Origin of the sequence: Kineosporia rhizophila, from assembly GCF_021277265.1 — a bacterium.
In the GTDB taxonomy this organism is placed as follows: Bacteria; Actinomycetota; Actinomycetes; order Actinomycetales; family Kineosporiaceae; genus Kineosporia; species Kineosporia rhizophila.
In genome coordinates, this window is record NZ_JAJSOH010000048.1 from 1 (window position 1) to 12,286 (window position 12,286).

Sequence of the window (12,286 nt, forward strand, 5' to 3'; positions counted from 1 at the left end):
GGGAACGAACCTGCTGAGGCCGGCCCGGTAGGAACGAACCTGCTGAGGCCAGCCCGGCGGGAACGAACTGGTTGGGTGGGCCGGTTGGGTGGGCCGGTTGGGTGGGCCGCCCGGGTGAGTGGGCAGGGCCGGCCGGTTAAGCAGGGCGGGTTGGTTGGGTGGGGCGGGTTGGTTGGGTGGGGCGGACGGTTGGGTGGGTGGTCAGGTGTTGGTGGTGGGTTGGGAGGTCTGGTTGCGCCAGGAGGCGTACATGCGCTGGTAGGGCTCGCAGCGCTGGAGCAGTTCTAGGTGGTGGCCCACGTCGGCTACCTCGCCCTTGTCCACCACCACGACCAGGTCGGCGGCCTCGGCGGTGCTGAGGCGGTGGGCGATCGTGACCGAGGTGCGGCCCCGGGTGATCCCGTCGAGGGCGGCCTGGAGCTTGACCTCGGTGGCCGGGTCGACGGCCGAGGTGGCCTCGTCGAGCACCAGCAGGTCGGGGTCGGCCAGGTAGGCCCGGGTCAGGGCGAGCAGCTGCCGCTCACCGGCCGAGAGCGACTCGCCGCGCTGGCCGACCGGGGTGTCCAGGCCCCGGGGCAGGCCCTCGGCCCACTCGAGCAGGCCGAGCTCGGCCAGGGCCTCGCCGACCTGTTCGCGGGTGGCTCCCTCGCGACCCCAGGCGATGTTGTCGGCGAGGCTGAGGTCGAACAGGAAGCCCTCCTGCGGCACCATCACGATGCGCGAGCGCAGGTTGGCGAAGCTGATCCGGCGCAGGTCCTCGCCGTCGATCAGGACCCGTCCGGTGGCCGGGTCCATCAGGCGGGTGAGCAGTTTGGCGAGAGTGGTCTTGCCGGAACCGGTCTCGCCGACCACGGCCACGCGCGCCCGTTCCGGGATGGTCAGGCTGACGTCGCGCAGCACCGGCTCACCGCCGGGGTAGGCGAAGGTGACGTGCTCGAAGCGGACGCCGATCGGGCCCCGGGGCTGGCTCACGCCCTGCTCGCCCGGGTCGACCACGTCGGCCGGGGTGTCGAGCACCCCGATCACCCGGCGCCACCCGGCCGCCGCGTTCTGCAGCTCGTTGAGCACCTCGGTACCCATCTGCACCGGCTGGGTGAACAGCTGGACCAGGAACAGCACGGCCAGCAGCTCGCCCAGGCTGATGCCGCCGTCGATGCCGAGCGCCACCCCGGCCACCACCACCGCGGCCACCACCAGCCCGGACATCAGCACACCGCCGGTGAACGAGAACGCGACCAGGATCTGGGCCCGGGTGGCGGAGCGGCGGTGCCGGTCGATCGCCGTGTCGACCCGGGCCTGGGTGCGGTTCTGCACCGCGTAGGCGCGGATGGTGTCGGCGCCGACCACCGCCTCGGAGATCGCGCCGAGCATCTCGCCGACCCGCTCGCGGACCGCGGCGTAGGCCACCGAGACCCGGCGCTGCAGCGGCCGGGCGATCAGGAACAGCGGCAGGAAGCAGGCCCAGACCAACAGGGTGAGCTGCCAGGAGTAGACCGCCATGACGATGGTGGCGACCAGCAGCTGCCCGGCCGAGAGCACCAGGATCAGGCCGCCCCACTGGACGAAGGTGGAGATGGTGTCGACGTCGGTGGTGACCCGGGCCACCAGGGCGCCGCGCCGCTCGCTGTTCTGGGTGAGCACCGACAGGTCGTGGATGTGCCGGAACGCCTTCACCCGCAACGTGGCGAGCCCGGCCTCGGTGGCGGTGAACAGCCGCACGTTGCTGACGTAGGAGGCCACCGCGGTGATCGCCACGCCGGCCGCGACGGCGGCGACCAGGCCGGCGACCAGGCCCAGCCGGACCCCGTCGCCGCCGGAGAGCCCCCGGTCGGTGGTCTGCTGCACGGCGACCGGTACCAGGATCCGGCCGCAGGTGGCGACCAGCGCCAGCAGCAGGGTGAGCCAGATGCCCTGGACCAGCTCGGGTGAGATGGCCACGCCCCGCCTGATCACCTGCCAGGCGGTCAGCTCGGTACCGCTGAGCCCGGGCCGGCGGCTCTCCGGGCCGGCCACCGGTTCGGTCTTCTCCACTGCGGTGGCGCTCATCGCCGCGTCATCTCCGTCAGGTCCTCGGCCTCACGGTCGAGGTCTTCTCGTTCTTCGTCGTCGTGGTCGTAGGCGGTGACCAGCCGGCGGTAGCCCGGGCTGCGCGCGAGCAGCTCGGCGTGCGTGCCACGGTCGGCGATCCGGCCGTTCTCGAGGTAGGCCACCTCGTCGGCCAGGGCGATGGTGGCCCGCCGGTAGGCGATCACCACCACCGTCACCGAGGCGTCGGCCGGGTCTTCGGACAGGGTGCCCAGCCCGGCCAGGATCTCGGCCTCGATGCGCGGGTCGATCGCCGACGTCGCGTCGTCGAGCACGAGCAGCCGGGGCCGGCGGACCAGGGCCCGGGCCAGTGCGAGCCGCTGGCGCTGCCCGCCGGACAGGTCGGCCCCGCGCTCGCCGATCACCGTGTCCAGCCCCAGCGGCAGGTGCCGGACGAAACCGTCGGCCCGTGCCACCTCCAGCGCCCGCAAGACGTCCTCGTCGGAGAAGCGGGCGTCGCCCAGGGTGACGTTGTCGCGGACCGTGTCGTTGAAGACGAAGGTGCCCTGCGGGACCAGCGCGGCCAGCTCGGCCACGCCGCCCGGGCGCAGGTCGCGCACGTCGGTACCGTCGAGCCGGACCGTGCCCTTGGCCGGGTCGACCAGCCGCACCAGCAGGGTGGCCAGGGTGGACTTGCCCGCCCCGGTGGGTCCGACCAGGGCCAGGGTGCGCCCGGCGCCGACCTGGAGATCGATGTCGTGCAGCACCTCGTAGTGGTCGCCCTCGTTGTCGGCGTAGGCGTAGGCGACCTCTTCGAGCTGCATGGCCACGGCGCCGCCGGGGGCGGGCTCGGCCTGGCCGTAGGGCATCGACGCCGTCTCGGACAGCACCGCATTGGTGCGCTCCCAGCCCACCACCGTGCGCGGGATCTCGCCGAGCACCCAGCCCATCGAGCGCAGCGGGAACGCCACCAGGCTGAGCAGGTAGGCCACCTGCACCACGTCGCCGGTGCCGGCGTGCCCGTTCTGCACCCGCCAGGCCCCGACGCCCAGCACCGCCAGGGTGCCGAGGGTGGGGATCGCCTCCATCAACGGGTCGAAGGCGGCGCGCAGCCGGCCGGCCCGGACGTTGGCCACCCGCAGCTGGGCGGCACGGGCGGCGAAACGCTCGGTCTCGGAGGCCTCGCGGCCCAGGCTCTTGACCACCGCCGCGGCCTCGAGGCTCTCGTGCGCCACGCTGGAGACCTCACCGCGCTCGGCCTGGGCCCGGGTCACCGCCGGGGACATGTAGCGCTGGTAGACCGCGTTGAGCAGGACCACCCAGGGCAGCACGAGCAGGCCCACCGCACCGAGCACCGGATCGGCCACGAGCATGGCGGCGCCGGCCACCAGCAGCATGACGAACACGCCGATCGCCATCGGCAGCGGCGCAAAGACCATCCAGGTGGCCTCGACGTCGGCGTTCGCGTTGGACAGGAGCATCCCGGCCGGGTGCCGGTGGTGCCATTCCAGCGGAAGGCGCAGGTACTGCCGGGTGAGCAGCCGGCGGTAGCGGGCCATCAGCCGGTAGGACGTCAGCCCGGCCGCGACCCGCCGGCCGACCACACCGATCGCGGTGAGCACCGCGACCCCGGCCAGCAACAGCCCCGCGCGGGCGAGCTCACCGCCCTCGATCCGCCCCGCCTCGAACGCCGGGGTGAGCACCTTGTCGGTGATCCGGCCGAGCAGCCAGCCACCACCCGCCGTGCCCGCACCGTAGAGCGCGGACCCCAGGACGGCCGCCGCGAAGATCAGCGGCTCCTGCCGGATACCGATGCCGATCACCTTGAGACCACGCCAGAGCGTGCCCTCCTGCCCACCGACCCGCTTCACCACGCGGGTACCTCCTGTCAACGCTCACGCAACGTTCTGGAGCGGACTTCGCCCGCGACCGCCTGCCACCGGAAAGGAATCTAGACGGCACCACCGACAGAACCGGGTCGGACGCGGCACCCCCACCGGCCGCCCCGAAGGGGACGCAAGGGGGCACAACGCCACGTCGAGGAGTGGCCGCCTCCTGTGTCAAGGTGAGCGCATGCCCTCGCATTCCGCAGCCGAGCGCCAGGCTCTGGCCGACGCCCTGACCGAGGCCGGCCCCGGCGCCCCCACCCTCTGCGCCGGCTGGACCACCACCGACCTCGCAGTGCACCTGGTGGTCCGGGAGAACCGGCCGCACCTGCGGGTGGCGGGCGCGATCGCGCCGCTGCGCGAGTGGTCGCAGCGCCAGGAGGCGGCGGTCGCCGGGCGGCCCTATCCGGACCTGGTCAGCACCTTCCGCAACGGCCCGGCGCGGACCAGCCCCTTCGCCCTGCCCAAGGTCGACGGGCTGGCCAACCTGCTCGAGCACTTCGTGCACTGCGAGGACGTACGCCGCGCGGGCGAGGGCTGGGCCCCGCGCAAGCTGCCCTCGGACCGGCAGGCGGCGATCTGGAAGAACGTGACCAGCCCGTTCGTCAAGGCCCTGATGCGCCGCTCCCCGGTCGCCGTCAGCCTGCAGGTGCCCGGCGGTGAGCCGGTGCCGGTGCTGCGGCGGGAGGGCCCGGGCGTCGTCCTGCGCGGTGAGCCCGGCGAACTCGCCCTCTACATCTTCGGCCGGAAGGACCAGGCGCAGATCGAGATCCTGGGCCCCGAGGACGCCGTGGCCCGGTTCCGCGAGGCCCCGATGCGCACCTGAGAACCGCCCCCGGGCCGGCCGCAGGCACGGACTCGCGCCAGACCCGGCCCAGGGCGCGTCTTGTAAGTCGCTGCCGTAGCGAGGAGGTGCCCGGCAGTAGGCATGGACTTACAGAACACGACCTAGCGGACCGGGACCCCGCTCGCCCGCAGCGTGTCCTTCACGTCGCCGATGGTCAGCTGCTGGAAATGGAAGACGCTCGCGGCCAGCACCGCGTCGGCACCCACCGCCACGGCCGGCGGGAAGTGCTCGAGCGCGCCGGCCCCGCCGCTGGCGATCAGCGGCACGCCGACCTCGTCGCGCACCAGGCGCAGCAGCTCCAGGTCGAAGCCGTTACGGGTGCCGTCGGCGTCCATCGAGTTCAGCAGGATCTCCCCGGCGCCCAGCTCGGCCCCGCGAGCGGCCCAGTCGACCGCGTCGATGCCGGTGCCCCGGCGCCCGCCGTGCGTGGTCACCTCGAACCCGGACGGCGTCACCGTGCCGGGCGGGCACCGCCGGGCGTCCACCGACAGCGTGAGCACCTGGGCGCCGAACCGGTGCGCCACCTCGGCCAGCAGCTCGGGCCGCTGGATCGCCGCGGTGTTGACCCCGACCTTGTCGGCCCCTGCGCGCAGCAGCCGGTCGACGTCGTCGACCGAGCGCACCCCGCCCCCCACGGTCAGCGGGATGAACACCTGCTCGGCGGTGCGGGAGACCACCTCGTACATCGTCTCGCGGCCCCCCGAGGAGGCGGTCACGTCGAGGAAGGTCAGCTCGTCGGCGCCCTCGGCGTCGTAGCGGGCGGCGAGCTCGACCGGGTCACCGGCGTCCCGCAGCCCCTCGAAGTTGACGCCCTTGACGACGCGCCCGGCGTCGACGTCCAGACAGGGAATGACTCGCACGGCAACCGGCACGACCGACAGCGTAGTGTCCGCCGGATGAGCCCCGAGCAACGGCTGTGGCCGGAGGAGTACGTCGGCCACCTGCTGCGTCTGGTCGCTGCGGCCCGTACCCGGGCCGACGGAGCCAGCACCACCGTGCTGGCGGTGGACGGACCGAGCGGCTCCGGGAAGTCGACTCTGGCCGACCAGTTGGTGGCTGCCCTGGAAGGGACGGCGGCCCTGGTGCGGATGGAGGACCTGTACCCCGGGTGGGACGGTCTGGAAGCCGCCACCGAGCGGCTGGCCACCGAGGTACTCCCCCCGCTGCTGCGCGGTGAGCCGGCCGAATTCGCGCGGTGGGACTGGACCCGTGACCGCTATGGCCCGGATCGGGACGTAGTGCCCAGCAAACTGGTGACCATCGTCGAGGGAGTGGGCTCCGGGACCCGCGCCGCCTCGTCCTCAATTTCTGCTCTGGTCTTCGTGGACGCCCCTGAGCAGGTGCGCCATGGCCGGGCGATGGCCCGGGACGGGGAGGGCTATCGGCCCCACTGGGAACGCTGGGCGGCACAGGAACGGGCCTATTTCGCCCGTGAACGACCCCGGGACCGGGCAGCTCTCACGTTCCTTCCAGGGTGCGTCCAGGGTCCGGGTCTACGCTGACCGCGTGTCCAGGTGGGGAACGAATTTCACTACGGCCGCACGATCACGCTGGGTTGGGCCGGTGCTCCGGGTGCTCGTCGCCGGGGTGTTCCTGTACACCGGCTGGGCCAAGATCCAGGACATCGACGACACCATCCGGTCGGTGCGCAACTACCAGCTGCTGCCCGAGGCGGTCGTGCCGACGGTCGGCTCGGCCCTGCCGGTGGTGGAGCTGATCCTGGGTGCCCTGCTGCTCGCCGGTCTGCTCACCCGGTTCACCGCGGTGCTGACCGGGCTGGTGAGCCTGGCGTTCTTCGCCGGGGTGGCCTCGGCCTGGGCGCGCGGTCTGCAGATCGAGTGCGGCTGCTTCGGCAACAGCGGGTTCACCAGCAACCCGACGCCCGGCTACGTGCGGGAACTGCTGCTCAACGGGGCGATCATGCTCGCCTGCGCCGCCCTCGTCCGCCTCGGCCCGGGCCGGTTCGCCCTCGACGAGAAGCTCGGCCTCTCTCCGACTGCAGAGCCGGACCGAGGGCCGGACGGGGAGCCGGACGGGCCGGGCGACGACTTCGACGACGAGGACACCGCGGCCGAGACCGTTCCCGGCCGCGAGAACCGGCACCAGCAGTAGAAGCAGAGCGAGAGGCACAGACATGACGAGCGGACGCTCGACCCGGGAAGCCCGCCAGGCCAAGGTCGCGCAGTTGCGGGCCGACACGGCGAAGGCCGAGGCCAGACGGCGCACCCTGGTGGTCGGCAGCGTGGTGGCAGTGCTGGTGGTGGTGATCGTCAGCGTCTTCGTGGTGGTCCAGAACACCCGCCGGGACGACGCCACCTCCAGTGCGGCGACCCCGGCCAACATCGGCTCGGACAACTCGATCGTCGACGGCCCGGACAGCGCGCCGGTCAAGATCGTGATCTACGAGGACTTCCAGTGCCCGTACTGCGCCCAGTTCGAGGCCGCCAACCGGGAACAGCTGGCCGACTGGGTGGCCGCCGGCGACGTGCAGGTCCAGTACCGCCCGATCGCCTTCCTCGACTCGGCCTCCACCGACAAGTACTCCACCCGTTCGCTGAACGCCGCGGCCGCAGTGGTGAACTCGGCGCCCGACGCGTTCCTGGAGTTCCACAACCTGCTGTTCGAGAACCAGCCGGCCGAGGGCGGCGCCGGCCTGACCGACGACCAGCTGATCGACTACGCGGTGCAGGCCGGTGCCTCCGAGGCCGAGATCCGCACTGCCGTGGAGGATCTCACCTACGAGGGCTGGACCGCGCGGGTCACCGAGGCCTCCTCGAAGGCCGGTGTCTCGGGCACCCCGACCGTGCAGGTGAACGGCACCGCGCTGGAGAACCTCGACGCAGCCTCGCTGAAGAGCGCGGTGGACGCGGCCCTCACGGACGCCGAGTGATGGCCGGCCGGGTCTCAGTCACCTACTGCACGCAGTGCAACTGGCTGCTGCGAGCGGCCTGGGTGGCCCAGGAGCTGTTGCAGACGTTCGGCACCGAACTGACCGAGGTGGCCCTGGTTCCCGGCACCGGAGGCATCTTCCAGGTGCACGTGGGCGAGACCCTGGTGTGGGACCGCAAGGCCGACGGGGGCACACCCGACATCGTCGAGCTCAAGCGCCGGGTGCGGGACATCGCCGCCCCCGGCCACGCGCTCGGACACGCCGACCGGGCCGCCGCCCGCCGGAACCAGGAGACCTAGGAACTAGGAACGGTGGTGGTAGGCGACCAGCGTGGCCAGACGTTCGGCCTCGGCCTGGGCCGGGGCCCCGTCGGCCCGCTGGATCGCCATCACCGCCACCGGGTCACCGTCGGCGGTGGCCAGGGTGACCCACGGGTCGCTGCCCGCGTAGTGCACGTCCTCGATCTCGGACCAGCTCAGCTTCCGGGTCAGCAGGATGTTGCGCACGGTCAGGCCGTCCGGCCCGGGCGTGGCCCGCACCCCGCCGAACCGGCTCATCCCCCAGCCGATGAAGCCGGCCACGCCGATCATGCCGAGCCGGTCCCAGATGCCCACCGGATCGGGCCCGGACCAGGGCAGCAGCAACGCCCAGGCGCCGATCGCCAGGGCCTGCCCGACGCCCATCACCCAGGCCGCCAGCCGGCCCCGGCGGGAGACGAAGGGCCGGTGCAGCTCGGCCACCCGGTCGGTCACGGTCACAGGTGCTTGTACACGTCGTCGAGCCCGATGCCCTTGGCGATCATCATCACCTGCAGGTGGTACAGGAGCTGGGAGATCTCCTCGGCGGTGCGCTCGTCCGACTCGTACTCGGCCGCCATCCACACCTCGGCGGCCTCCTCGACCACCTTCTTGCCGATGCTGTGCACACCTGCGTCCAGGGCCGCCACCGTGCCGGAACCCTCCGGACGGGTCTGGGCACGCAGGGTCAACTCGGCGAACAGGTCATCGAACGTCTTCACGGCCATGAGACTAGCCGGGCTCCTCGGCGCAGCGGACAGCCGGGACCACAGACGTACGGCTTGAGGACGTCTGTGGTCCCGTAACGCCCAACAACTTAAGGACGTTTGTGGCTGGGTAACGTCAGGCCGGCACCGGAGAGGGCAGGTCGCGGAGGGCGGCGGCGGCCGCAACGGCCGCGGTGGCCGCCTCGTGCCCCTTGTCCTCGTGCGAGCCCTCGATGCCGGCGCGGTCCAGGGCCTGCTCGATCGTGTCGCAGGTGAGCACCCCGAAACCCACCGGGACCCCGGTGCGCACACTGACGTCCGTAAGCCCGTTGGTCGCCGCCAGGCAGACGTAGTCGAAGTGCGGCGTGCCCCCGCGCACCACCACGCCCAGCGCGACCACGGCGTCCACCCCGGAGGCGGCCAGCCGGGCCGCGGCCACCGGCAGCTCGAAGGTGCCGGGCACGGCGATCTCCACCACGTCCTTCACCCCGGCCTCGGCCAGGCCCCGGCGGGCGCCGTCGACCAGGCCGTTCATCACCTGCTCGTGCCATCCGGCGTAGACCAGGCCGACCCGCACCTGCGAGCCGTCCACCGTGATCGTCGGCGAGCCCTCGCCACTCATCTTTTCTCTCCTTCGGTTCGGCCGTGCGTCAGATCGCGTCGAGCTGGTGACCCATCAGGTCCCGCTTGCTGGCCAGGTAGGCCTGGTTGTGCCGGTTCAGCCCGACCTGCAGGCCGATCCGCTCGGTCACCGTGATGCCGTGCTCGGCCAGCCCGGTGAGCTTGGCCGGGTTGTTGGTGAGCAGGCGGATCGAGTCCAGGCCGAGGTCGTCCAGCACCGCCGCGGCGGCGCCGTACTCACGGGCGTCGGCGGGCAGGCCCTGGGCGGTGTTCGCGGCGACCGTGTCGAGGCCGGCGTCCTGCAGCTGGTAGGCGGTGAGCTTGGCCAGCAGGCCGATCCCCCGGCCCTCGTGGCCGCGCAGGTAGACCACCACGCCCCCTTCGGCCGCCACCTGCTCCATCGCCGCGGCCAGCTGGGGACCGCAGTCGCACCGGCTGGAGCCGAAGGCGTCGCCGGTGAGGCACTCGGAGTGCACCCGCACCAGGGCACCGGCCGCCGCCGGCTTCCCGGCGACCAGGGCCACGTGCTCGTGTCCGGTGAGCATGTCCCGGTAGGCGATCGCCCGGAAGTCGCCGTGGCTGGTCGGCAGAAGACTGTCCGCCACCCGGCGCACCCGGGGCGGCGCCTGCACCGGCGCCTCCGGCTCGACGGCCGGGTGCTCGCGGCGGTAGGCGACCAGGTCCTCGATGCTGATCAGCGGCAGGCCGAACTCGTCGGCGAGGGCGCGCAGGCCCGGCAGCCGGGTCACCGGGCCGGCGTCCTCGACCACCTCGGCGAGCACCCCGACCGGGGGCAGACCGGCCAGCTCGCACAGGTCGACCGCGGCCTCGGTGTGACCGCGGCGCTGCAGCACGCCACCCGCCCGGGCGCGCAGCGGGAACACGTGGCCGGGACGCACCAGGTCCTCGGGCACGGTCTGCCCGTCGGCCAGCAGGCGCAGCGTGACCGAGCGGTCGGCGGCGCTGATGCCGGTGGCGATGCCGGAACGCGCGTCCACCGAGACGGTGTAGGCGGTGCGCATCGACTCCTCGTTGCGCTCGACCATGTGCGGCAGCTTCAGCGCGTCGGCCCGTTCGTCGGGCATCGGCGCGCACAGCACGCCCGAGGTGTGCCGGATGGTCCAGCCCACCCACTCCGGCGAGGCGTGGACGGCGGCCATGATGACGTCGCCCTCGTTCTCCCGGTCGGCGTCGTCGACGACGAGCACCGGCAGGCCGGAGCGCAGCGCCTCGATCGCCTTCTCCACCGGGTCGAGGTGGATCTCGCCGGCCAGGGCGGCCTCGTCCCAGCTGATCTCCTGCAGGTCGCTGCTCATCGTGCTGCCACCGTCTCTTCCGTGGTCCGGGGGGTCTGGAGCGGGGTCTGGAGGTGGTTCAGCCGTTCCACGTACTTGGCCAGCACGTCCACCTCGATGTTCACCGGCTCACCGACCGCACGGTGGCCGAGCGTGGTGCGGGCCAGGGTCTCGGGGATCAGCGACACCGTGACCACGCTGCCCTCCCCCGGGGCCAGATCGGTGAGCTCGGCCACCGTGAGGGAGACGCCGTCGAGCGTGATCGAGCCCTTGGCCACCACGTAACGGGACAGGTCGGCGCCGACCGCCACCCGGACCAGCTCCCAGTGGTCTCCGGGGACGCGCTCGAGCACGGTGCCGGTGCCGTCCACGTGACCCTGGACGACGTGCCCGCCGAACCGGCCGTTGGCCTGCAGGGGGCGCTCGAGGTTGACCCGGGCCCCGGGGACGGCGGTGCGCAGTGAGCTGCGGCGGAGGGTCTCGGCCATGACGTCGGCGGTGAACGTGTCACCGGCCAGTTCGACCACGGTGAGACAGACGCCGTTGACCGCGATGGACGCACCGGGGACGGCGTCGGACGTCACCACCGGGCCCCGCACGGTGACCCGGGCGGAATCCTGCCCGGGGACGAGCTCGACGACCTGACCCAGCTCCTCGACGATGCCGGTGAACATCTGTGACCCTCCCGCCACGCGATTCGCGGGCTCCGGGGGTTCACGACGCGAGCAGCACCGGCCGGTCAGGACCAATGAGCGTCATCCGGTGCACGACAGCGCCTCCCCGAGGGAATCGCCGACGAACACCGCGTGCTGCCTCCCATCCGGACTTTCACCGTCGGTCCTGGAATTCCACCAGATCAACCGGCCGCCAGGTTCGACGGACGGGTCGCGGACTATAACCGCCGGCTCGGAATTACACCGACCCCGGAGCACGCTTGCCTGTATTCGCGGTACCCACCTGGGGCACCGATCTGGCCAACAGTCTGCCACCCAACCTTGTTCCCGGGAACGGGAGGTGCTGGGTAGCGCGGATCACAACCCGTTCAGCAGGCCTTCGCCGCCAGCTCACGCAGCTCGGCGATGCTGGCCGCCGCGTCCTCGGCGCCGTAGACCGCCGAGCCGGCCACGAACACGTCGGCCCCGGCCTCGGCGCAGCGCTCGATGGTGGCCGCGGACACTCCCCCGTCGACCTGGATCCAGACGTCCAGCCCGGCGGCGCCGACCGCCTGCCGGGTGCGGCGGATCTTGGGCAGCATCGACTCCAGGAACGGCTGGCCGCCGAACCCGGGCTCGACCGTCATGATCAGCAGCATGTCCAGCTCGGGCAGGAGCTCGAGGTAGGGCTCGATCGCGGTGGTGGGCTTCACCGCGAGCCCGGCCCGCGCGTTCTGCTTACGCAGCTCACGGGCGAGCCGGATCGGGGCGGCGGCGGCCTCGGCGTGGAAGGTCACGCTCTGCGCACCGGCCTCGGCGAAGGCCGGGGCCCAGCGGTCCGGGTCCTCGATCATCAGGTGGCAGTCCACCGGGATCGGCGAGACCTTCAGCAGCGACTCCACCACCGGCAGGCCGAGGGTGAGGTTGGGGACGAAATGGTTGTCCATCACGTCGACGTGCGCCCAGTCGGCGCTGGAGATCCGCCCGAGTTCCTCGCCGATCCGGGAGAAGTCGGAGTTCAGGATGCTGGGAGAGATCTGGATGCCCACGGGCCGAGCCTAGTGCG

14 protein-coding genes and 1 riboswitch are annotated in these 12,286 nt (G+C 72.3%); of the genes, 5 read left to right on the forward strand and 9 right to left on the reverse strand.

What is annotated here, in order from left to right; genetic code table 11:
* Window positions 1-201 precede the first annotated feature (201 nt).
* On the reverse strand, window positions 202-2,046 hold the full coding sequence (locus LWF15_RS34190) for an ABC transporter ATP-binding protein (protein ID WP_232815153.1): 1,845 nt from the start codon (window positions 2,044-2,046) through the stop codon (window positions 202-204).
* Complete coding sequence (locus LWF15_RS34195) at window positions 2,043-3,899, reverse strand: ABC transporter ATP-binding protein (RefSeq protein ID WP_232815154.1); 1,857 nt, start codon at window positions 3,897-3,899, stop codon at window positions 2,043-2,045. Before LWF15_RS34195 ends, LWF15_RS34190 begins: the two co-directional genes overlap by 4 nt.
* Before the next feature lie 199 nt (window positions 3,900-4,098).
* Here LWF15_RS34195 and LWF15_RS34200 point away from each other — a divergent pair, with 199 nt between their 5' ends.
* A complete protein-coding gene (locus tag LWF15_RS34200; RefSeq protein WP_232815155.1) occupies window positions 4,099-4,737 on the forward strand; it encodes a TIGR03085 family metal-binding protein in 639 nt (212 codons plus the stop codon).
* A 122-nt stretch (window positions 4,738-4,859) separates the two neighbouring features.
* On the opposite strand, the gene hisF is transcribed toward LWF15_RS34200, so the two are convergent.
* Window positions 4,860-5,630, reverse strand: a complete 771-nt coding sequence (gene hisF, locus LWF15_RS34205; protein WP_232815156.1) for an imidazole glycerol phosphate synthase subunit HisF — start codon at window positions 5,628-5,630, stop codon at window positions 4,860-4,862.
* A 24-nt stretch (window positions 5,631-5,654) separates the two neighbouring features.
* Between hisF and LWF15_RS34210 the strand changes: the two genes are divergently transcribed.
* Genes LWF15_RS34210 through LWF15_RS34225 form a run of 4 tightly spaced genes read left to right on the forward strand, consistent with a single transcriptional unit; the run spans window position 5,655 to window position 7,947 of the window.
* Window positions 5,655-6,260: a nucleoside/nucleotide kinase family protein gene (locus LWF15_RS34210; protein ID WP_232815157.1), complete on the forward strand. Its 606-nt coding sequence runs from the start codon at window positions 5,655-5,657 to the stop codon at window positions 6,258-6,260.
* Window positions 6,261-6,264: 4 nt separating this feature from the next.
* Window positions 6,265-6,870 carry a MauE/DoxX family redox-associated membrane protein gene (locus LWF15_RS34215; protein WP_332879958.1) on the forward strand — a complete coding sequence of 202 codons (606 nt, stop codon included), beginning with the start codon at window positions 6,265-6,267 and terminating at the stop codon, window positions 6,868-6,870.
* A 22-nt stretch (window positions 6,871-6,892) separates the two neighbouring features.
* Window positions 6,893-7,648, forward strand: coding sequence for a DsbA family protein (locus tag LWF15_RS34220; RefSeq protein WP_232815159.1), 756 nt, complete (start codon window positions 6,893-6,895; stop codon window positions 7,646-7,648).
* Window positions 7,648-7,947 (forward strand): SelT/SelW/SelH family protein, encoded by a 300-nt coding sequence (locus LWF15_RS34225; protein ID WP_232815160.1) that lies wholly within the window; start codon window positions 7,648-7,650, stop codon window positions 7,945-7,947. Before LWF15_RS34220 ends, LWF15_RS34225 begins: the two co-directional genes overlap by 1 nt.
* A gap of 3 nt (window positions 7,948-7,950) precedes the next feature.
* On the opposite strand, the gene LWF15_RS38005 is transcribed toward LWF15_RS34225, so the two are convergent.
* The 6 genes from LWF15_RS38005 to rpe all read right to left on the reverse strand — a co-directional run bounded on the left by LWF15_RS38005 (window position 7,951) and on the right by rpe (window position 12,269).
* Window positions 7,951-8,406 (reverse strand): PH domain-containing protein, encoded by a 456-nt coding sequence (locus LWF15_RS38005; RefSeq protein WP_232815161.1) that lies wholly within the window; start codon window positions 8,404-8,406, stop codon window positions 7,951-7,953.
* Window positions 8,403-8,666, reverse strand: coding sequence for a phosphoribosyl-ATP diphosphatase (locus tag LWF15_RS34235; RefSeq protein ID WP_285622219.1), 264 nt, complete (start codon window positions 8,664-8,666; stop codon window positions 8,403-8,405). The genes LWF15_RS38005 and LWF15_RS34235 overlap by 4 nt, the downstream gene beginning before the upstream one ends.
* 121 nt (window positions 8,667-8,787) lie before the next feature.
* Window positions 8,788-9,273, reverse strand: a complete 486-nt coding sequence (gene ribH, locus LWF15_RS34240; RefSeq protein ID WP_232815163.1) for a 6,7-dimethyl-8-ribityllumazine synthase — start codon at window positions 9,271-9,273, stop codon at window positions 8,788-8,790.
* A gap of 28 nt (window positions 9,274-9,301) precedes the next feature.
* Window positions 9,302-10,588, reverse strand: coding sequence for a bifunctional 3,4-dihydroxy-2-butanone-4-phosphate synthase/GTP cyclohydrolase II (locus LWF15_RS34245; RefSeq protein ID WP_232815164.1), 1,287 nt, complete (start codon window positions 10,586-10,588; stop codon window positions 9,302-9,304).
* Complete coding sequence (locus tag LWF15_RS34250) at window positions 10,585-11,241, reverse strand: riboflavin synthase (RefSeq protein WP_232815165.1); 657 nt, start codon at window positions 11,239-11,241, stop codon at window positions 10,585-10,587. Before LWF15_RS34250 ends, LWF15_RS34245 begins: the two co-directional genes overlap by 4 nt.
* Before the next feature lie 128 nt (window positions 11,242-11,369).
* A riboswitch (FMN riboswitch) is annotated at window positions 11,370-11,503 on the reverse strand.
* Between the two features lie 106 nt (window positions 11,504-11,609).
* Window positions 11,610-12,269: a ribulose-phosphate 3-epimerase gene (gene rpe, locus LWF15_RS34255; protein WP_232815166.1), complete on the reverse strand. Its 660-nt coding sequence runs from the start codon at window positions 12,267-12,269 to the stop codon at window positions 11,610-11,612.
* Window positions 12,270-12,286 lie beyond the last annotated feature (17 nt).